Source organism: Mesorhizobium sp. M1396, from assembly GCF_040317725.1.
In the GTDB taxonomy this organism is placed as follows: Bacteria; Pseudomonadota; Alphaproteobacteria; order Rhizobiales; family Rhizobiaceae; genus Mesorhizobium.
Genome location: NZ_JAMYLA010000003.1, coordinates 48,370 through 66,148 on the forward strand (window position 1 = coordinate 48,370; position 17,779 = coordinate 66,148).

The window sequence follows — 17,779 nt, forward strand, 5'->3', positions numbered from 1 at the left end:
GAGCACTATTCGCCACGAATGGCCCCCGTTATCAGTCCGGTGATCTCCTCGGGCGACGTATTGCCGGCATCCTTGTCGGCAACCTTCGAACCTCGCCTGAGCACAATGATACGATCTGCAACGGCGAAAACATCAGGCATGCGGTGGCTGATCAACATGACGCCGACACCTTGCGCTTTGAGGCGCCGGATCAATTCGAGCACCTCTGCCACCTGGCGCACCGAGATGGCGGCGGTCGGTTCGTCCATCAACACCAGCTTGGCGTTTGAAAGCCGGGTCCGCGCGATGGCTACCGCCTGGCGCTGCCCACCCGACATCTTCCTGACGAGGTCGCGCGGCCGGGTTTCCGATTTGAGTTCCCTGAACAGCGCTGCCGACCGGTCGATCATCGCCTGTTTGTCGAGCACCCTGATCGGCCAGAAGCCCTTCTTCAGTTCGCGGCCAAGAAAGACATTTTGCGCGGCCGTCAGATTATCCGCGAGCGCCAGGTCCTGATAGACGACTTCAATTCCCTTGGCACGGGCCTGAACGGGTTTATGGAAGTGACAAATCTCGCCGTCCACGACAATTTCGCCGTCGTTCGGCGGAAAATTCCCGGCCACTGTCTTGACTATCGTTGACTTGCCGGCGCCGTTGTCCCCCATCAGACCCACGACTTCACCCCGCTCCACCTGGAAGCTGACGTCCGTCAGGGCCTGGATGGCTCCAAAATTCTTGGAAACGTGACGAACCTCAAGCACCGGCATCGCGGTCCTCCCCGGACAATTGCCAATTTTGTCCGGTGTTAATGCAAGGCAGCTAATCAGCGAAACGCATTCAACACAATGATTATTAGATCGGCGTTATCGGATGGCAATCTCCCTCTGCTGCACGAAGGGCCGCGATGTTGCACTTCCCCAGATGTCTTTGGAGCATATCGAGGGCTGCGGCCTTGGAGCGGCGAGGGGACTTGCCTACATCGCACATGTCGTCGATATGAAGGTCGATGAGTTCGCCGAAGATTTTCAGGCGCGCTATACGGGACGCTGCGAAAAGGGTCGTATTCTGGCGTAAATTCGTGTGCACTCGGCAGGTTATAACGATTTGATGTTTAAGAAAAAATGGCGATAAATCAAGAGCATAGAGTGGCCGTGGCACCCATGATGGATTGGACTGACCGGCATTGCCGGTTCTTCCATCGCCAGTTGACGAGCCATGCGCTGCTCTACACCGAGATGGTGGTGGCCGACGCCGTCATCCATGGTGCGCGTGAGCGACTTCTCGGCTTCGATGAGACGGAACACCCGGTTGCCCTGCAGCTCGGCGGTTCGGATCCACGCAAGCTTGTCGAAGCGGCGCGCATCGGCGAGGCCTTTGGCTATGACGAGATCAATCTCAATGTCGGCTGTCCGTCGGACCGTGTTCAGTCGGGTACGTTCGGCGCCTGCCTGATGAAGGCGCCCGACCTCGTCGCCGCCTGTGTCGCGGCTATGAAAGCGGCGGTGACAATTCCCGTCACCGTCAAATGCCGCATCGGCGTCGACGAGCAGGATCCGGAGCCGGCCCTCGATGCGCTGGCGGATGGTGTTTTCGATGCCGGCGCCGACGCGCTGTGGGTGCATGCGCGCAAGGCGTGGCTGGAAGGGCTGAGTCCCAAGGAAAACCGTGACATCCCGCCGCTCGACTATGGCCGCGTCTATCGGCTGAAGGCCAGAAAACGCAACGAATTCATCGGCATCAATGGCGGCATTCAATCGATCGAAGAGGCGCGGGAGCATCTCGATCATGTCGACGGCGCCATGCTTGGCCGCGCCGCCTACCACACGCCCGGCATTCTGGCCGACGTCGATGCCGCCTTCTACGGCGCCAAGCCCGGGGCGTTCGATTTCGCGGCGCTGATCGATATCATGGCGGACTATGCGGCACGTCATATCGAGCAGGGCGGGCGGCTTGGCCACGTCACCCGCCATATGGTCGGGCTGTTCCACGGACTGCCCGGTGCGCGCCGCTACCGCCAGATCCTGTCCACCGACGCGACCCGGCCCGGCGCCGGACAAGATGTGCTGAAGACGGCTTTCGCGGCGGTCGAACTCAGTGGAGTGGCGGCCGAAGCGGCCTGAGTCTGGGAGCCGGAGCTCAATCCCTGAGGATCATGCGGTCGCCGCGCACATCGAAGCCCGACAGCGAGCCGATGAAATTCATGCCAAGCAGGCTTTGGCTGAGCATACCGGGTGCGGCGATCATCACCGGCATGTCCCTGCGCATGATGCCGCCGATCGCAATCTGATCGGTTTTCACGGCCGCCGCGCGTGCCACGCCGTTGGCGGTCGAAACCGAAATGGTGTAGTGGAGCGCCGCTGGATTGAATCCGGCGGCCTGCGCGTCTTCGGACGTCAGGACGGTGCTGGTCGCGCCGGTATCGACAATGGCTCGAACCGGGTTGCCATTGATCAGGATACGCGCTTCGAAATGGCCGTTGTCCGCCTTGTCGAGCGTCACCGTGGCGTGACCGTCTTCGACGCCGAGCGCCAGCGGGCTGCCGGGAACCAGGCCTGCCGTCACGCGGCTGGCGACATCCTGCAGTTCATAGCGGTATTGATAGCCGGCGATCAGCGCGAGCACGATGGCCGCCCAGGCGCTGAGGTTGCGGGCCATGGCGCCCAATGGCCGGCCCGAGCGAAGCAGGCCGGCGCCGATCAGGGCGCCAAAGGCGCCGAGCCAGATCAGCCGGCTGAAATCGTAATTCTCGACACCGAGCGTGCTGCCGGCGGAATCGTTGAGCATGAGCAGGACTGCTCCCACCCCGATCGCAGCCATCAGGATCCAGAACAGCCGGCTCATTAGCACCTCACGAAAGCGCGTCGCGCTCGCGCGCCATCCGGTTGCGGCGCGTTTCCCGGCGCGGCCGGCGCTCGATCGTTTCCAGCCGGGCCGGCAATTCGGCCATGACGCTGCGGCGCGTTTCCGGCGTCATCCCGATCCAGGCGCCGATTTCCTCACGCGTGCGACCGCACCCGAAACAAAAGCCGGTTTTCATGTCGATCGAACAGACCAGGATGCACGGGGATTCGATGGCCGTCATGACTTTCTCTTGAGGTTCCGTCCGGAATCCTCGCTCCATCTCCACATGGTGCAACCGCGGAGCCAATGCAAGCCCTCGCGATTGCGCCCTTCGCGGCCAGCTTTGCGGCAATTTCAGGACCATGATCCAGGAGGTTGTGCCGACGACGCAAGGCGGCTATGCCGCTCACCTACTCCAGGGAATGATCGCCAACGAGATGACCAGCGCGCTGCCTTTCGACGATTTCCGCAACCTGCTGGCCAATCTGCCGGCGGCCGACACGACAGCCGAGGCCCGCGTGCGCACGCTGTTCGCCAAGGCCGACAAATCAGGCAATTCGCTCGGCCGCATCGAGGACATCGCCGCGTGGCTGGCGGCCTGGAGCGGGCGAACTCCGCCAGCCGTGACAAGACCGCTGATGGCGGTCTTTGCCGGCAACCATGGCGCCACACGCCACGGCATTTCGCCGCGCCCGGTGGCGGCGACCGCCAACGCGGTCGAACTTTGCGCGGCCGGAGGTGCTGCGATCAATCAGATCTGCATTGCCAACGATCTCGGGCTGAAGGTCTTCGATCTTGCCCTGCACATTCCGACCGCCGACATCACCTGTCATGCCGCGCTCGACGAGCGCGGCTGCGCCGCCACCATGGCCTTCGGCATGGAAGCGATCGCCGGCGGTACCGATCTGCTTTGCCTAGGCGATCTCGGCGTCGGCAACTCCACGGTCGCTGCTGCTCTGTTTGCGGCGCTGTTCGGGGGCAAGGGCGTCAACTGGGTCGGCCCGGGGTCGGGCGCCGATGCGACGATGCAGGCACGCAAGGCAGACGTGGTCGATGCGGCGCTGGCCTTTCACGCCGGCCACCTCGGCGACCCGCTCGAGGTGCTGCGCCGGGTCGGCGGTCGTGAGTTCGCGGCGATTGCCGGCGCCATCCTTGCCGCGCGCATGCAGAAGATCCCGGTGCTGCTCGACGGGCTCGCGGCGACGGCCGCCGCGGCGGTGCTGCAAGCCGCCAATTCCGCCGCGCTCGACCATTGCCTGCTGGCCAGTCTGTCGCCAGAGCCCGCACACGCCCGGGCTGCTCAACGCCTCGGCCTGCGCCCGTTGCTTGATTTTGGCATCAGCCATGGCGAAGGGGCAGGGGCCGCCCTTGCCGCGGGTCTGGTCAAGGCCGCCGCGCTGACCAGCTCGGGCATGGCGGCTGCGGTGCGCAGCTAAGAAACCGGCACATTGCATCTCGACAGCTTTCGACTTATCGCCGCCGAGCTGCTGCTACCGTCGCGGTCGGCAGCGCCGGCAATTCCTCCATTACCCGGCTCAGCGGGAATATGGCGATCGCCTCTGTCCCTTCGCGCAGCTTGGAATGAAGTTCGAACTCGCCGCCATGCATGGCGAGCAGCCCTTGCACGATCGGCAGGCCAAGGCCGGTTCCTTGCTCGGCGCTCTTGATGGCGATCGAGCCTTGGCCGAAGGCGGAAAGCACAATCGGAATCTCGTCTTCCGGTATGCCGGGCCCATTGTCCTTGATCGAAATGTACTGCCCGCCGCCCGCCGTCCAGCCGACGCGGACACGAATTTCGCCACCGGTGGCGGTGAACTTGATGGCATTCGACAGTAGGTTGAGCGTGATCTGCCGCACCGCCCGCTCATCGGCGAACAAGCGTGGCAATTCATGCTCGAAATCCTGGATGACGCGTATATCCTTATTGCGCGCCCTCAGCTCCATCATGTGGCAGCAATCCTCGACGATACCGAGCAGCATCAAGGGCTCTTCATTGAGCTGGTAGCGGCCAGCCTCGATGCGCGACAGGTCGAGGATCTCATTGATCAGGTCGAGCAGATGCTGGCCGGATTCGTGCACGTCGTGGGCGTAGTCACGATAGGTGGGGTTGCTCATCGGTCCCAGCACCTCGTTCGACATCACCTCGGAAAAACCGAGAATGGCATTGAGCGGTGTGCGCAGTTCGTGGCTCATCGAAGCAAGGAACCGCGATTTCGCCAGATTGGCGTCTTCCGCCCGGCGTCGCGCCTCGTCCGACATCGATTTCGCTGTCTCCAGTTCGGCGACCAACGCATCCTTTTCGGAGCGGAACGACAGCATCATGAGGGACGAGCGGTTGAGGTGACGGGCGACATAGGCGAAGAAGGGCAGCGACACGACCAGCAGCCCGGCCATGATCACCTCAATCGGCATCCACAGCTTGACGCCGCCATAGGCGTAGAGCGCCACCGGAACGGCAAACGTCGCCAACAGCGCTCCGCGCAGGGACGAGGTCATCACCGCGGTCGCCGCCATGGCGAACAGCAGCACCACGGCCTTGACGATGTGGAGCGGGTCGACCTCGCAGACGTTGCAGCCAAGCCAGACGAACCATGCCCAGCCTAGACCGCACAAGAAATGGCCAATCAGGAATTCTCGTCGTGTTTGCAAAGGGTTGAGCTCGGAAGCTTCAGTACGCTCGATGCGCCGCGCCATGAAGGCGACGATGGTGTAGCAGGTCAGCGTGAACAGCGCCCAGAGGCCGATCTCGTTGCCGACGCCGGCCAGCCGGCCACCCGCCGCGATCACCAGAACGAGAAGCGGGACGGCGATTGCGCCGCTGGTCATCGCCCGGGCGTGGAGTTTCAGAAGTTCGCGATCGAAATCGGGATTGCCGGCCTGCTGCGAAAGACGGTCACGCGTCTTGCGTACCGCGCGTGCCACATCGCTGTTGCGATGAGGTTTCCTGCGGTCCACAATGAACTTGTCCGCTGTGTTCGAGCGTTGCAAGGGCATCAAAACTTCAATTATGCGAGCAGCGGTTTCCAAGTGTTAAGCTACGTTCGAATGATTAACCAACCGTTTGCCATATGAGCCGTCCGTGGTCGCCAAGGCGGCGCCGACCATACTTTGCGCGACCCCGAAGCCTGTGGCGCCGGCTGTTGGATTACGGGCTTACCGCCATCATTCTCGGGCTGCTGATCCTGCTGGCGGCCCGCCTCGACCGCGTGGAAACCCGCAAGACGGAAGGTGCGGCTATCATCAATGACGGCGATTCGATCACGCTTGGTGCCGAGCGCATCCGCATGCGCGGCATCGACGCTCCGGAATATACGCAGACCTGCCGCAGGAACGGCGCCGACTATCCCTGCGGCACGCTTGCGCGCCAGTCGCTGGTGCGCCTGATCGCCGGCAAGCCAGTCTCCTGTACCGGCTGGCAGCGTGACCGCTATGGCCGGCTGCTCGGCAACTGCACCGCCGGCGGCAAGGACCTCAACCGGGCGCAGGTGGAAGCGGGCTGGGCGGTTGCCTATGGCGACTTCGAGAGCGAGGAAGCCATCGCGCGCGCAGGAAAGGCAGGCATCTGGGCGGGAACGTTCGACCAGCCGCAGGACTGGCGCGACAGCCATCACGGCGAAGTCGTCGAGAGGAAACATGGTACGCTGGCGTCAATCGGCGACGCCGCGCGCGAGATTTTTCGCTTCTGGTGATCCGCATCCTGTAACTGGACCGCGAACGAAATGGGAGGATGGAGATGAAGCTCTTCGACGGTGGCCGGGCGCCCAATCCACGACGGGTCCGCGTTTTCCTGACCGAGAAAGGCATTATGGTTCCGCAGGTAGCCGTCGACATGGGTGCTCTCGAGCACAGACAACAGGCGATCAGCTCTCGCAACCCTTTGCAACGCCTGCCGGTGCTGGAGCTCGACGACGGCACCATCATCACCGAATCCGTCGCCATCTGCCGCTATTTCGAGGAACTGCATCCCGAGCCAGCCCTATTCGGTCGTGGCGCACTCGGCAAGGCGCAGGTCGAGATGTGGCAGCGACGGATGGAGTTCAATCTGCTCAGCTGCGTCGCGCAGGCGTTTCGCCACATCCATCCGGCCATGAAGGAATGGGAAATCCCGCAGATCCCCGAATGGGGCGAGGCCAACAAGCCGAAGGCCGTGCAGTTCCTTAAATTGTTGGACGTTGAGTTGGGCAATCGAGAATTCATCGCCGGTGACAGCTATTCGATCGCCGACATCACCGGGCTTATCGCCGTCGATTTCATGAAGCCGGCACGCATCAGGGTACCGGATGAATGCACCAATGTGCTGCGCTGGCACCAGGCCGTCTCCAGCCGTCCGAGCGCATCGGCCTGAAAATGACTGTCGAACTCGACTGCCTCACCGCCCAGATTCGCGCTTGCCGCATCTGCGTGGAAAACCCAGTCGGCAAGCCGTTGCCGCACGAACCTCGGCCGGTGCTGCGACCCTCGTCCAGCGCCCGTATCCTGATCGCCAGCCAGGCGCCGGGGACCAAGGTGCATCTGTCGGGCATGCCGTTCACCGATGCCTCCGGCGACCGCTTGCGCAGTTGGCTGGGCGTGACAAGCGACGAATTCTACGACATCGAAAAGTTCGCCATCGTGCCGATGGGTTTCTGCTTTCCCGGCCAGGATGCCAAGGGCGGAGACCTGCCGCCGAGGCGTGAATGCGCGCCGGCCTGGCGCGCGCCCTTGATGGCTCTGATGCCACGGATCGACTTGGTGCTGACGATCGGCATCTATGCACAGTCTTGGCACATGGGTGCCGAGCGCCGGCCCTCGTTGACGCAAACGGTGATGGACTGGCGGGCCCTCTGGGAGAATTCCATCGGCCCGAAAGTGCTGCCGCTGCCGCATCCGTCATGGCGCAACACCGGCTGGCTAAAGAAGAATCCCTGGTTTGAAATGGATTTGCTGCCTTTCCTGCGGTCGGAAATCCACTATCGCCTTGGTTGACCTTTCGGCAAGAAATCACTCGTTTTTCGCCCTATTGGCAGAATTTCTTTCTTGTGAAAGGTCGAAATAGGGGGGAATATAGCCAATCTATTCCCAAGCGCGTCGCGCCCGAGGGCACGCGACGCGCTTTGAATTTTTGTTTTACGCATGTCGTTATCCCAAAACCGCTACGCACTTTTGGGCGACATGCACCAGGGAGCACTCGATGGATCGCCTCGATAGAAAAATTCTCCGCCTGTTGCAGGAGGACGCGACACTCGCGGTCGCCGATGTCGCCAAGAAAGTCGGGCTGTCGACGACGCCTTGCTGGCGGCGCATCCAGAAGCTCGAGGAAGAGGGCGTCATCAAGCGGCGTGTCGCCATTCTCGACCATGAAAAGGTCAATGTGCGCGTCACCGTCTTCGTGTCGATCCGCACCAATTCGCATAGTCATGAGTGGCTGAGGCGCTTCTCGGAAGTCATCCAGGAGTTTCCCGAGGTGGTCGAGTTCTACCGCATGAGCGGCGACGTCGACTATCTCCTGCGCGTCGTGGTGCCGGACATCGCCGCCTATGATGCGTTCTACAAGCGGCTGATCGCCAAGATCGAAATCCGTGACGTGTCGTCGTCCTTCGCCATGGAGCAGATCAAGTACACCACCGAAATCCCGCTTGACTACATGGTGCTGGACAAGGAGTCGGGCGCCAACGCCGCCTGAGCTGACCCTTGCGCAAGGTTCTCCCGCTTAATCTTTCTTTTTGTTGAGGAAACTCCAGGGCGAATTTACTGGCAGCGTGACGGTGTCCGACACGCTGTCGGCAGCGACGACCTCTGCCTTGCGGACGCTGTAGCCCGACTGGACGACGCTGACGCCGTCGAGAATGAACAGCTGGCTCTTCTCCATCTCCGGCTTCAGCGCACCGGTGACCGCGACCGGCTGATAAGCTTCCGACATCTTGTAGGGGCGAGCAGGCGTGACCAATACGATCTGGTTGGGCGGCGGCGTCGGCATGTGGCTGCAGGCACCCGTCCACGGCACCAGCAGGAACTGATAGACAAGGTCGCCGTCGCGATCGACGGGCAATGCATAGCCGGCCAACTGAATGCTTTTGTCCTGCAGATCGAGGGACAGCGTCTCGCCGTGGTCCGGCAATTTTGCCGCGATCATCGGCAGCCCGACATTTTCGGCGGCTGCTTGCGCAGCCGGGCGCAGATCCTTCCAGAATATATGCGCGGTCTCGGCCGAGGCCTGGCCGATGGAAACGCCAAATGCGGCAGCCAGGATCACACCTGATTTCAAGCGATTGTTCATGGGCTCCATTCTTCGCCAACCTGCTGCCCGGATCGAGTCAAACCGTCGTGATTCGAGAGCATTTTTGCAGATGCCGGATCGCACTGTACCTCAATCCACACTTTCGCTCTTGCGCGCAATTCGAGCGCCGCTGTGAGGGTGGTGCGCTATCGGGGTCTCGCAGCGACCTCGCGGGGAGCATGACACGAATAAATGCTTGGGAAAGCGCCGAAAGTGCCTTGCCCGGTCGCGACAGCGGAGCAAAAAATAGAGCGGCCATAGCCGGCCGCATACGTTCGTCCACGACCTCGCCAGAACATGGAGAAGTACCATGCCAACCAGCGATGATCTCAAAGGGCTGATGAAATTCCTTACCCGTGTGGAATGGCGCGGATGTTTCGAAGAGGTGCTTGACGATCATCTCGGCCCCGTCCTCGATGCCTGCGACATGGATTTCGAAGACCTCACCGAAATCCTCGGCGAGGTCTGGGCAATGACCGTTTGGGGCTGCGCCTTCGAGGACTTTCTGACCCAAGACTTCGAGGGTGAACCCGGCAACATGGTCGATGACTATGTCAAGCGTCGAGGCTGGAAGCAAAACGCCCGATCCAAGGCTTATATGATGGCGTTACGGACCTCCGTCATGAGCCTATACGAAGTAAGCAACGTCGTGCCTGGACAATCTCTTGCGGCGCGTGACCTTATCCGCGGAGGTGAACCCATCACAGTTAGCGAGGGCACAGCCACGAAGACGTTGAAACAGTGGGACAGGATTGCTGCGCGGGTCGTACCTGTCATGGGGAAGAACGTTCTTGCGGGCGGCGTTTTGCCGTTCACCCCGCAAGCCACGGAGACGCTGTTCGATGTGCTGCGGGGCACGTTCGGCAAAAAAAATGCAAAAAAACTACCTGCCTTGAAGAATGAAGAGCTGCAGGCGGCAGCGTCCATGTTCACTCTGTCCTGGTTGTACGACACCCTCAACAGGGCAATGACCAGGCCATTGCTGCGAAACAATCATGGCGACGACATCGTTTTCCACGATGTCTGTTTTCCCCTGGCATCCGGGGCGATACAGCGGGATATCGCTGCCCGGTTGAACAGCATTCCGGGGATGTGGCAGGAAAATGTGAAATTCTGGAACTGGCTGGAAGAGACGCCGGGAAACAGGGACAACCCAAAGAGGGGGAACGCAGCTACTCTCGACGCCACGATGGACGACGGTTTGAGCGTGTTGGGCAATGTCGAGCTGACGGGTCCTTTCCTGAAACTGTCCACCAATTCCGCTGCGCGAGCAACAAAGGGGACGGCCCTGATCCGGCAGGCCCTTGGCGATCTTGTCCAGACGCCTCTTACCGATATCCGTACTGTCGAGCAGATGACGGCCGCGCGGCCGGGCAATCATACCGAAAAGCAATCGAGTCTGCCGCCCGAAGTCATCAAACAAGGCGTTCATGAGTTCTTGGATCGGCACTATCTTGAAACGCTGGACCTGCCGGTCGCAATGCTGGGAAATAAAACACCGCGTCAGGCCGTCAAAACCGCCGCTGGTCGCCAGAAGGTCGTCGAGTGGCTCAAATACATGGAAAACCAAACCGTCAAGCAGCCGGACCCAACCGATCCCATGGCCACCTACAATTTCGAATGGGTTTGGAAAGAACTCGGCGTTCACGACCTGCGTCGATAGCCCGATGCGCTTTCAATTCGAACGCATCTCATTCCAGCGTCAACGCTTGAGCCGCATTACATGTCTGCGAGATCCGGCCATCCCGGTCTCGTTGAAACCGCGCGCCGCAAACATGTCGCGAAAGCCCATGAAGCTGTAGCTCGGCGACGCCTGATCGACCGGATAAGCCTCGATCGTGCTGGCACCCTTGGCAAAGGCGTGATCTATGGCCGCGTCGAGCAGTGCGGCAGCCAGCCCGCCGCCGCGCATAGCCCTTGGCACGTAAAAGCAGACGATCGACCAGATATCCGTCTCGCTATCGTCTTGCTGCCGGGAAAGCCTGCGATAGGTCTGGCGTGGCGCGACCGAGCACCAACCGACGGTCTTGCCGTCAATATGGGCGAGAATGCCGACCGGCGTGCCGGCACCGACAAGCGCCATCATGGCCCGTTTCTTCTTGTCGTTCTGGACATGCTCGCGGCTGGGCAGATGGCGCCAGGCCATGCACCAGCAATATTTCGGCGCGCCCGGCTGTTCGAACAGGTTTTCGAAATCGGCGCGTGTCGAGCGCGTCACTTCCGTGAAGCTGATTTTGCGTCCTTCAGCTCTTCCTGGCGGCGAGGCGCTCGATCGTCCTGGCATCCGATAGTTCCTTCACAGCATCCTTGCCGATCCAGCGCGCGGTCTTGTCGGTTGACATGGCAAGCTTCCGCGCCACGGCAAGAGCAGGAGCATGCAAGCTCACCGATCGCTTGCCGATTTGCCGCAGCGCCCAGTTGACCGCCTTCCTGACGAAGTTGCGAGGATCACTTGCATGGGCCTCGATCAGCGGCAGATAGGACAGGAACGTCTCGTCCGGTTCCTTCTTCAAATGCACCGCTGCCCATGCCAGCATGGCGAAGGCGGTCCGACGGACGAATTCGCGCTCGTCATGGGCGAACTCTTCAATCAGCTGGCGCCAGAACGGCGTATCAGCGAACAGGTCCGAGACAGTGTCGACGACCTCCCAAGAATCGAAGTCGCCAGCCCAGCGGCGGCACTGTTCGATGGTGATCTTTTTCGGCTCGCCGGTGAACGCCGCCACAAGCCGCGCCTCGCGAATACCGGTGTCCCACAGCATCAGACCCCGTTCGTTGTTGCGCTTCAGCTTGCGGGCGAGCGGCCGCAGGTCCGAATTGCCGACGCCGAGCGCCGTCGCGATGTTGATGCCGAACCGCGCCAAGCCGGCTCGATTCTCCGCGGTGCCGATTGCCCTGAGGTGGGCGACGATCTCATCCGCGGTCCAGTCTGGATCGGGCAGGGGCATCGCCATAAAAGCCTATTTTTCCAGCCGCGCCAGCAGCGAGGACGTATCCCAGCGCTTACCGCCCATTGCCTGCACGTCCTTGTAAAACTGATCGACAAGCGCGGTCACCGGCAATTTGGCACCGTTGCGGTCGGCTTCCGCCAGGCAGATGCCAAGGTCCTTGCGCATCCAATCGACGGCGAAGCCGAAATCATACTTGCCGGCATTCATCGTCTTGTGGCGGTTCTCCATCTGCCAGGAACCGGCCGCGCCCTTGGAGATGACCTCGATCACCTTCTCGATGTCGAGCCCGGCCTTCTTGCCGAAATGGATGCCTTCGGCCAGCCCCTGCACGAGGCCGGCGATGGTGATCTGGTTGATCATCTTGGTGAGCTGACCAGCACCGGCCGACCCCATCAGGCCAACCATGCGGGCAAAAGCGTCGATGACAGGCCTGGTCCTGTCGAAAGCATCCTGCTCACCACCGACCATGACGGTCAGCACGCCATTCTCGGCGCCGGCCTGGCCGCCGGAGACCGGTGCATCAAGGAACGAAAAGCCGCGCGCTTGCGCCTCCGCCGCCAGCTCGCGTGCGACCTCGGCCGAGGCCGTGGTGTTGTCGATGAAGACCGAACCCTTCTTCATCGATGTGAAGGCGCCTTCGGGACCCGTCGTCACCGAGCGCAAATCGTCGTCATTGCCAACGCAGGAGAAGACAAAATCCTTGCCCTCGGCTGCTTGCGCCGGCGTCGCCGCGAGGCTGCCGCCATGCTGGCCGACCCACTGCTCTGCCTTGGCCTTGGTGCGGTTGTAGACCGTGACGTCGTGGCCACCCTTGTTCCTCAAGTGCCCGGCCATCGGATAGCCCATCACGCCAAGACCGAGAAATGCCACAGATGCCATGAGCTTGCCCTTCAGAATGGAAACGGAATTTGCCGCGAAAGCTCTAGGCTCTGCGCTCAATTCGTCAAGACGCGTGTGACCAGATCGACTGGTGCAGCCAATTTGAAAATGGTCAGCGTTTCAGGTGAACGGTGATCCGGCGCTCGATCCATTCAACGCCATGGCGCAGGACCTCGACCATCACAAGATAGACGAGAGCGACCCAGATATAGGCCTGAATGTCGAACGAGTTGGCGAAGGCGAGCTTTGCGTTGCCCATCAGATCATAGACCGTGATGATGGCGACGATGGCGGACGCCTTGACCATCAGGATCAGTTCATTGCCATAGGGCCGCAAGGCGACGATCAAGGCTTGCGGCAGGATGATCTTGCGCAATGTCTGCAGTTTGTGCAGGCCGAGCGATGCTGCCCCTTCCCATTGCCCGCGAGGCACGCTCTCGATGGCGCCGCGTAGAATCTCGGCCTGGTAGGCGGCGGTGTTGAGCGCAAAGGCAAAGACGCCGCAATTGAACGCGTCCTTGAAAAAGTCCCAGAGGCCGACCGACTGGAGTTCGACCCTGAACGAGCCCAATCCATAGTAGACTAGGTAGGTCTGAACCAGCAGCGGCGTGCCGCGGAAGAAATAGACATAGCAATAGGCGAGGCCGGACAGGATCCGGTTGCTGGACATGCGCCCATAAGCGACAGGCACCGAAAGTATCGCGCCGAGCACCATCGATATGGAAACCAGCGAGAGCGTTACCCCAAGCCCTTGCAAATAGGCCGGCGCATATTTGGCGAAGAAATCGGCGTTCCAGGCAACGACCAGATAGCTGACGATGCCTGCGCCGAATAGAATCCACAGGCAGACCAGCGCATAACCGGCGATACGCCTGCGCGGCCAACCCCGCGCCTGGGGCGGCGGCCGTTCGACCATGGCGGCTGTGGCGCTCATCGCTGCGCCTCCCGCCGGCCAAGCGAGCGCAGAATTGCGCCGGTGGCGAAGGACGACACGACGGCAAGGCCAAGAAAGACCAGGGAGGCCACGCCGAAGAACAGAAAAGCGTGCTTGGTGACGCGGGCGGCAATGCTGGCATTGCGCAGCGTCTCGGCGAGGCCGACGACCGATACCAGGGACGTGTCCTTGAGCAGGCTGAGCCAGCAATTCTCCAGTCCGGGAAACGCGATGCGCAGCAGCTGCGGCACGATCACCTTGCGCATGGTCAGCCAGTTGGAAAGCCCGATGGCGTAGCCCCCCTCGTACTGGCCCTTCGGTATGGCGCGGAAGGCCGAAAGGAAAACCTCGCTGGCATAGGACGAGAAGATCAGCGCGAGCACGATCATGCCGGCGACGAAGCTGTTGACGTCGATGGTGGCGTCCGGCCAGAAATACCTGACGAGATGCTGCAGCAGTATCGGCATGCCGAAGAAGAACAGGAAAAGCGTTACCAACTCCGGCAGGCCGCGAAACACCGTGGTGTAGATATTGGCGGCAAGGCGCAGCGAAGGCTCTTCGGACTGCTTGGCGAGTGCAATGAAAAAGCCGATCGTCAATCCGATGGGCAGCGTGGCAAGCGCAAGCGCAACGGTAATCAGTGCGCCATAGGCGATATCGTCAAGCCAGCCATCGGGTCCCCAACTGAGAAGTGTCCATATGCTCTGGGCTGGCATCGACAGGTCTTATCTCCACGGCGTTCCCGAGACGAATAGAAAGACGGCGGAGAGTTCCCCGCCGTCCTCACCCTAATTTATCAGGACTCGGCGCCGTAGACGTCGAACTTGAAGTACTTGTCGTTGATTTCCTTGTATTTTCCATTGGCGCGGATGGCGTCGATGGCCGTGTTGAGCTTGTTGACCAGGTCGGTCTCGCCCTTGCGCACGGCAATGCCGGCGCCTGGCCCGAAGATCTCGACTGGTTGCGGCGACGGCTGGCCGAGGATCTTGCAGCAGGCGCCATCGGGCGAATCCAGCCACTGCTGCAGAACGACGATATCGTCCTCGATGGCGTCGAGACGACCATTGGCAAGATCTGCCTGCTCCTCGGGGCTGCTCGGATAGCCCTTGACGGTGCTGTCGGTGTAGGTTTTCGAGGCATAGTTGAAATGCGTGGTGGTGGTGGCCACGCCGATGGTCTTGCCGGCGAGATCTTCCTTGGTCACGCCTTTCAGCGTGCTGTCCTTCGGCACGGCGAGCGCTGACGGCGTGTTGTAGTATTTGTGCGAGAAGTCGACCTTCTCCAGCCGCTCTGGGGTGATCGACATCGAGGCGACGATGGCATCGAACTTGCCGGCCTGAAGGGCGGGAATGATGCCGTCCCAATCCTGGGCGACGAAGGTGCACTTGACCTTCATTTCATCACAAAGCGCCTTTGCGATGTCGATGTCGAAGCCGACGAGCTGGCCATCGGCGGTGAGGTTGTTGAATGGCGGGTAGGCGCCTTCGGTGCCGATCCTCAGGGTCTTTTCCTGGGCCTGGGCTACGCCGAGCGTCAACAGCGCGGCCGAAGCGGCGAGCGCGATACGCAGTGCTATACGCATGATAATCCTCTCTTTGTGGTCCCGGCCGTCGTTCCAAACGGCTCTGTGGGGCGGTGCTTTTGGCCGCCCGCTGGCGCGATACTCCCATTCTTTCCAAGAAAAAAGCAACTGCAAAACCACAAAGATGGAGAAGGCTATTCCGCCGCTGCGTCAGCGCTCAGCCAGCGAGCCCCGTGGTGCGCTCGATGAAGTCGGCTATCGACTTTGTATCGTCGAGATCGAACACCGGCAGGGAACCGCCTTCAGCCGCGAAATCGGCGGCGACGGCGACGATATTGGGATCACTTGCCGAAAGCGGCGTGCGGTCTTTCGCGTCCAGCCGGCGGGTTTCGATCTTGCGGTGGGCCTCGCGCTTGTAGCCCTCGACCAGCACCAGGTCGCAAGGCGCGAGCCGTGATAGAATCACCTCCAGCGTCGGCTCATCCTCACCGCGCAGTTCGTGCATCAGCGCCCAGCGGGTTCCCGACACAATCGCGACTTCCGTGGCGCCGGCCTGCCTATGGCGGTAGCTGTCGGCACCCGGCTTGTCGATGTCGAAATCGTGGTGAGCGTGTTTCACCGTCGATACTTTCCAGCCGCGCCGGACAAGTTCGGTGACCAGCTTTTCGGTCAATGTCGTCTTGCCGGAGTTTTTCCAACCGGTGATGCCGAAGACACGTCTGTTCATGATTTCATGCTGCAACAGACCTTCGGCAGCGACAAGATCATCAGGCTGGTTGATGTTGAAAAAGGGGTCGACCGGGTGGCCCGCCGATGGAAGAAGCGGGAATTCCACTTCGACAAAACCGTGCCGGTCGATGAAAGCCGAAACCCGCCTGTTGTCCTCATCGACGAGAAACTGCCGCAGGCCGTCGCGACAGTCTGTAGGCCAGAGCGCGAAGGTCGGGTGCCGCTTGCCGCCCGAGCAAGCGACAGCAATCGAACCTGGATTTTGATCGGTGGCGACCGCCAGTCGCTCGACAAGATCCAGCGGCAGGAAGGGCGTGTCGCCGGCGGCTGTGACGATCGCCTCGCAAGCCGTGTTGGCAACGGCCCATTCGAGGCCGGTGAGGATTCCGGCAAGCGGCCCGGCAAAGCCGGTCACCGTGTCGGCAAGCACCGGCAGTCCAAAGCGCGAGAACCGCGCCGGATCGCCGTTGGCGCTAAGCGCGAGAGGGCCGATCTGCGGGCCAAAGCGCGAAACGACCTGGTCGAGCACGCGGCCGCTGCCGAGCGGCAACAGGGTCTTGTCGCCACCGCCCATCCGTCTCGACTGACCGCCGGCCAGAATGATCCCCGCAACATCTCGTTTCATGCCATGGAGCCTGTACGCCAGCCGCTGGGAATCGCAAGAACCTTCAAATGAACAGGCTAGATCCCGTCCGGAACCATCGACGGTCCGGTGCTTTCGGCGACGATCTTTCGCCGGCCGACCACTCGCTCGCGGTAAAGCGCATAGAGGCCGGAGCCGATGATGATCGTGGCACCGACGATCATCGGCAGATCGGGAATATCGGCGAAAATGAACAGGCCAAGCAGGATCGATCAGATCAGGGCCGTGTAGCGGAACGGCGCGATGAAGGAGATGTCGCCCGAGCGCATCGCCATGATGATGAACTGGTAGCCGATGAGCACCAGCACCGCGGCCAAGGCCAACAAAGCCGTGCTGTTGCCCGTCATCGGTGTCCAGCCGCCCATCGGCGACAAGAGCGCCGCGCCGACCATGGTCATGGCAAGCGCGGTGGCGGTCGAAACCAGGAGGGTCGGAATAGCCTTGGGAATGCGCTTGGTGCTGAGATCGCGCACCGCACAACAAGCGACGCTGGCCAGCGCCGACAGCGAGTAGATGCTGAACCCTTCGAAGCCAGGCCGCACGATGATCAGCACGCCGGCAAATCCGATGGCGATCGCCAGCCAGCGCCGCCAGCCGACAGCCTCGCCGAAGACAAGTGCCGCCCCCATCGTCACCGCCAGCGGCAGCGCCTGCAGCACCGCCGAAACATTGGCGATCGGCAAATGGGCGAGGGCGACGAGAAAACTCACCGTTGCGCCGGCCTCGCCGATCACGCGCATGGCCACCAGCGGCTGCAGCATCGAGCCCGGGCGAGCGAGCGCGCCGCGCTGCCAGGCGAGGAGGCCGACGAAAAGCGAAGCGAAAGCTCCACGGATCAGCATGACTTGCGCCATGTTCATCGATTGCGACGAGTATTTGGTGATGGCGTCGTTGAGCGTGAAGCCGGCCATCGCCACCATCATGAACAACGCGCCGCGAAGATTTGGAGACAGGGGCAAGACGACTACCGGTTCTGCTTTGCGGCAAGCCTGTAACAGCCGGGCATGAAACAGCAACAGCAAAGGGCTGGGCCACAGCCCTGTTT

20 protein-coding genes and 2 pseudogenes are annotated in these 17,779 nt (G+C 61.5%); 8 read left to right on the forward strand and 14 right to left on the reverse strand.

What is annotated here, in order from left to right; translation table 11 throughout:
• Positions 1–5: 5 nt before the first annotated feature.
• Positions 6–746 carry an ATP-binding cassette domain-containing protein gene (locus NKH02_RS02765; RefSeq protein ID WP_352876180.1) on the reverse strand — a complete coding sequence of 247 codons (741 nt, stop codon included), beginning with the start codon at positions 744–746 and terminating at the stop codon, positions 6–8.
• Positions 747–849: 103 nt separating this feature from the next.
• Between NKH02_RS02765 and NKH02_RS02770 the strand changes: the two genes are divergently transcribed.
• Positions 850–1,053, forward strand: a complete 204-nt coding sequence (locus NKH02_RS02770) for a hypothetical protein (protein WP_352876183.1) — start codon at positions 850–852, stop codon at positions 1,051–1,053.
• Positions 1,054–1,100: 47 nt separating this feature from the next.
• Positions 1,101–2,099 (forward strand): tRNA dihydrouridine(20/20a) synthase DusA, encoded by a 999-nt coding sequence (gene dusA / locus NKH02_RS02775; RefSeq protein ID WP_352876186.1) that lies wholly within the window; start codon positions 1,101–1,103, stop codon positions 2,097–2,099.
• 16 nt (positions 2,100–2,115) lie between these two features.
• Here dusA and NKH02_RS02780 read toward each other — a convergent pair whose 3' ends face one another.
• A complete protein-coding gene (locus NKH02_RS02780; RefSeq protein ID WP_352876188.1) occupies positions 2,116–2,820 on the reverse strand; it encodes a TIGR02281 family clan AA aspartic protease in 705 nt (234 codons plus the stop codon).
• Positions 2,821–2,827: 7 nt separating this feature from the next.
• Positions 2,828–3,061 (reverse strand): DUF1289 domain-containing protein, encoded by a 234-nt coding sequence (locus NKH02_RS02785; protein WP_352876191.1) that lies wholly within the window; start codon positions 3,059–3,061, stop codon positions 2,828–2,830.
• A 196-nt stretch (positions 3,062–3,257) separates the two neighbouring features.
• Between NKH02_RS02785 and NKH02_RS02790 the strand changes: the two genes are divergently transcribed.
• Positions 3,258–4,256 carry a nicotinate-nucleotide--dimethylbenzimidazole phosphoribosyltransferase gene (locus NKH02_RS02790; protein WP_352876407.1) on the forward strand — a complete coding sequence of 333 codons (999 nt, stop codon included), beginning with the start codon at positions 3,258–3,260 and terminating at the stop codon, positions 4,254–4,256.
• A 34-nt stretch (positions 4,257–4,290) separates the two neighbouring features.
• Here NKH02_RS02790 and NKH02_RS02795 read toward each other — a convergent pair whose 3' ends face one another.
• Complete coding sequence (locus NKH02_RS02795) at positions 4,291–5,814, reverse strand: sensor histidine kinase (RefSeq protein WP_352873081.1); 1,524 nt, start codon at positions 5,812–5,814, stop codon at positions 4,291–4,293.
• A gap of 74 nt (positions 5,815–5,888) precedes the next feature.
• On the opposite strand from NKH02_RS02795, the gene NKH02_RS02800 reads away from it, so the two are divergent.
• From NKH02_RS02800 to NKH02_RS02815, 4 genes are all read left to right on the forward strand, one after another.
• The gene (locus NKH02_RS02800; protein WP_352876193.1) at positions 5,889–6,509 is read left to right on the forward strand and encodes a thermonuclease family protein; all 621 of its coding nucleotides are present in this window, start codon (positions 5,889–5,891) and stop codon (positions 6,507–6,509) included.
• 44 nt (positions 6,510–6,553) lie between these two features.
• A complete protein-coding gene (locus NKH02_RS02805) occupies positions 6,554–7,165 on the forward strand; it encodes a glutathione S-transferase (protein ID WP_352876196.1) in 612 nt (203 codons plus the stop codon).
• Entirely contained in the window at positions 7,105–7,785 is a 681-nt protein-coding gene (locus tag NKH02_RS02810; protein WP_352876197.1) for a uracil-DNA glycosylase family protein, read from the forward strand. Before NKH02_RS02805 ends, NKH02_RS02810 begins: the two co-directional genes overlap by 61 nt.
• Positions 7,786–7,990: 205 nt before the next feature.
• The gene (locus NKH02_RS02815) at positions 7,991–8,482 is read left to right on the forward strand and encodes an Lrp/AsnC family transcriptional regulator (RefSeq protein ID WP_006205209.1); all 492 of its coding nucleotides are present in this window, start codon (positions 7,991–7,993) and stop codon (positions 8,480–8,482) included.
• Positions 8,483–8,509: 27 nt separating this feature from the next.
• Here the strand turns inward: NKH02_RS02815 and NKH02_RS02820 are convergent, their stop codons facing one another.
• On the reverse strand, positions 8,510–9,076 hold the full coding sequence (locus NKH02_RS02820) for a DUF3299 domain-containing protein (protein WP_352876200.1): 567 nt from the start codon (positions 9,074–9,076) through the stop codon (positions 8,510–8,512).
• Positions 9,077–9,386: 310 nt separating this feature from the next.
• Here NKH02_RS02820 and NKH02_RS02825 point away from each other — a divergent pair, with 310 nt between their 5' ends.
• Entirely contained in the window at positions 9,387–10,739 is a 1,353-nt protein-coding gene (locus NKH02_RS02825) for a DUF7986 domain-containing protein (RefSeq protein WP_352876202.1), read from the forward strand.
• Positions 10,740–10,778: 39 nt separating this feature from the next.
• On the opposite strand, the gene NKH02_RS02830 is transcribed toward NKH02_RS02825, so the two are convergent.
• The 9 genes and pseudogenes from NKH02_RS02830 to NKH02_RS02870 form a co-directional block, all read right to left on the reverse strand.
• Positions 10,779–11,360, reverse strand: a complete 582-nt coding sequence (locus NKH02_RS02830) for a GNAT family N-acetyltransferase (RefSeq protein ID WP_352876204.1) — start codon at positions 11,358–11,360, stop codon at positions 10,779–10,781.
• Positions 11,320–12,024: a DNA alkylation repair protein gene (locus NKH02_RS02835; protein WP_352876409.1), complete on the reverse strand. Its 705-nt coding sequence runs from the start codon at positions 12,022–12,024 to the stop codon at positions 11,320–11,322. Before NKH02_RS02835 ends, NKH02_RS02830 begins: the two co-directional genes overlap by 41 nt.
• 12 nt (positions 12,025–12,036) lie before the next feature.
• On the reverse strand, positions 12,037–12,906 hold the full coding sequence (locus tag NKH02_RS02840; RefSeq protein ID WP_352876207.1) for an NAD(P)-dependent oxidoreductase: 870 nt from the start codon (positions 12,904–12,906) through the stop codon (positions 12,037–12,039).
• Between the two features lie 112 nt (positions 12,907–13,018).
• Positions 13,019–13,840, reverse strand: a complete 822-nt coding sequence (locus NKH02_RS02845; RefSeq protein ID WP_352876208.1) for an ABC transporter permease — start codon at positions 13,838–13,840, stop codon at positions 13,019–13,021.
• A complete protein-coding gene (locus NKH02_RS02850) occupies positions 13,837–14,556 on the reverse strand; it encodes an ABC transporter permease (protein WP_352873070.1) in 720 nt (239 codons plus the stop codon). Before NKH02_RS02850 ends, NKH02_RS02845 begins: the two co-directional genes overlap by 4 nt.
• An 80-nt stretch (positions 14,557–14,636) precedes the next feature.
• Positions 14,637–15,422, reverse strand: a complete 786-nt coding sequence (locus tag NKH02_RS02855; RefSeq protein WP_023759175.1) for an ABC transporter substrate-binding protein — start codon at positions 15,420–15,422, stop codon at positions 14,637–14,639.
• A 157-nt stretch (positions 15,423–15,579) separates the two neighbouring features.
• Positions 15,580–16,089 (reverse strand): molybdopterin-guanine dinucleotide biosynthesis protein B, encoded by a 510-nt coding sequence (gene mobB, locus NKH02_RS02860; protein ID WP_352873092.1) that lies wholly within the window; start codon positions 16,087–16,089, stop codon positions 15,580–15,582.
• Positions 16,090–16,098: 9 nt separating this feature from the next.
• Positions 16,099–16,716 (reverse strand): annotated as a pseudogene (mobA, locus tag NKH02_RS02865) (molybdenum cofactor guanylyltransferase MobA); the annotation flags it as partial.
• 56 nt (positions 16,717–16,772) lie between these two features.
• A pseudogene (locus NKH02_RS02870) lies at positions 16,773–17,693 on the reverse strand (DMT family transporter).
• Positions 17,694–17,779 lie beyond the last annotated feature (86 nt).

Bases quoted from the DNA above. Each gene is read 5' to 3' on its own strand.
- NKH02_RS02765 (WP_352876180.1), bottom strand. From the start codon at position 746: ATGCCGGTGCTTGAGGTTCGTCACGTTTCCAAGAATTTTGGAGCCATC.
- NKH02_RS02770 (WP_352876183.1), top strand. From the start codon at position 850: ATGGCAATCTCCCTCTGCTGCACGAAGGGCCGCGATGTTGCACTTCCC.
- dusA (WP_352876186.1), top strand. From the start codon at position 1,101: ATGGCGATAAATCAAGAGCATAGAGTGGCCGTGGCACCCATGATGGAT.
- NKH02_RS02780 (WP_352876188.1), bottom strand. From the start codon at position 2,820: ATGAGCCGGCTGTTCTGGATCCTGATGGCTGCGATCGGGGTGGGAGCA.
- NKH02_RS02785 (WP_352876191.1), bottom strand. From the start codon at position 3,061: ATGACGGCCATCGAATCCCCGTGCATCCTGGTCTGTTCGATCGACATG.
- NKH02_RS02790 (WP_352876407.1), top strand. From the start codon at position 3,258: ATGACCAGCGCGCTGCCTTTCGACGATTTCCGCAACCTGCTGGCCAAT.
- NKH02_RS02795 (WP_352873081.1), bottom strand. From the start codon at position 5,814: ATGCCCTTGCAACGCTCGAACACAGCGGACAAGTTCATTGTGGACCGC.
- NKH02_RS02800 (WP_352876193.1), top strand. From the start codon at position 5,889: ATGAGCCGTCCGTGGTCGCCAAGGCGGCGCCGACCATACTTTGCGCGA.
- NKH02_RS02805 (WP_352876196.1), top strand. From the start codon at position 6,554: ATGAAGCTCTTCGACGGTGGCCGGGCGCCCAATCCACGACGGGTCCGC.
- NKH02_RS02810 (WP_352876197.1), top strand. From the start codon at position 7,105: ATGCACCAATGTGCTGCGCTGGCACCAGGCCGTCTCCAGCCGTCCGAG.
- NKH02_RS02815 (WP_006205209.1), top strand. From the start codon at position 7,991: ATGGATCGCCTCGATAGAAAAATTCTCCGCCTGTTGCAGGAGGACGCG.
- NKH02_RS02820 (WP_352876200.1), bottom strand. From the start codon at position 9,076: ATGAACAATCGCTTGAAATCAGGTGTGATCCTGGCTGCCGCATTTGGC.
- NKH02_RS02825 (WP_352876202.1), top strand. From the start codon at position 9,387: ATGCCAACCAGCGATGATCTCAAAGGGCTGATGAAATTCCTTACCCGT.
- NKH02_RS02830 (WP_352876204.1), bottom strand. From the start codon at position 11,360: ATGCCAGGACGATCGAGCGCCTCGCCGCCAGGAAGAGCTGAAGGACGC.
- NKH02_RS02835 (WP_352876409.1), bottom strand. From the start codon at position 12,024: ATGCCCCTGCCCGATCCAGACTGGACCGCGGATGAGATCGTCGCCCAC.
- NKH02_RS02840 (WP_352876207.1), bottom strand. From the start codon at position 12,906: ATGGCATCTGTGGCATTTCTCGGTCTTGGCGTGATGGGCTATCCGATG.
- NKH02_RS02845 (WP_352876208.1), bottom strand. From the start codon at position 13,840: ATGAGCGCCACAGCCGCCATGGTCGAACGGCCGCCGCCCCAGGCGCGG.
- NKH02_RS02850 (WP_352873070.1), bottom strand. From the start codon at position 14,556: ATGCCAGCCCAGAGCATATGGACACTTCTCAGTTGGGGACCCGATGGC.
- NKH02_RS02855 (WP_023759175.1), bottom strand. From the start codon at position 15,422: ATGCGTATAGCACTGCGTATCGCGCTCGCCGCTTCGGCCGCGCTGTTG.
- mobB (WP_352873092.1), bottom strand. From the start codon at position 16,089: ATGAACAGACGTGTCTTCGGCATCACCGGTTGGAAAAACTCCGGCAAG.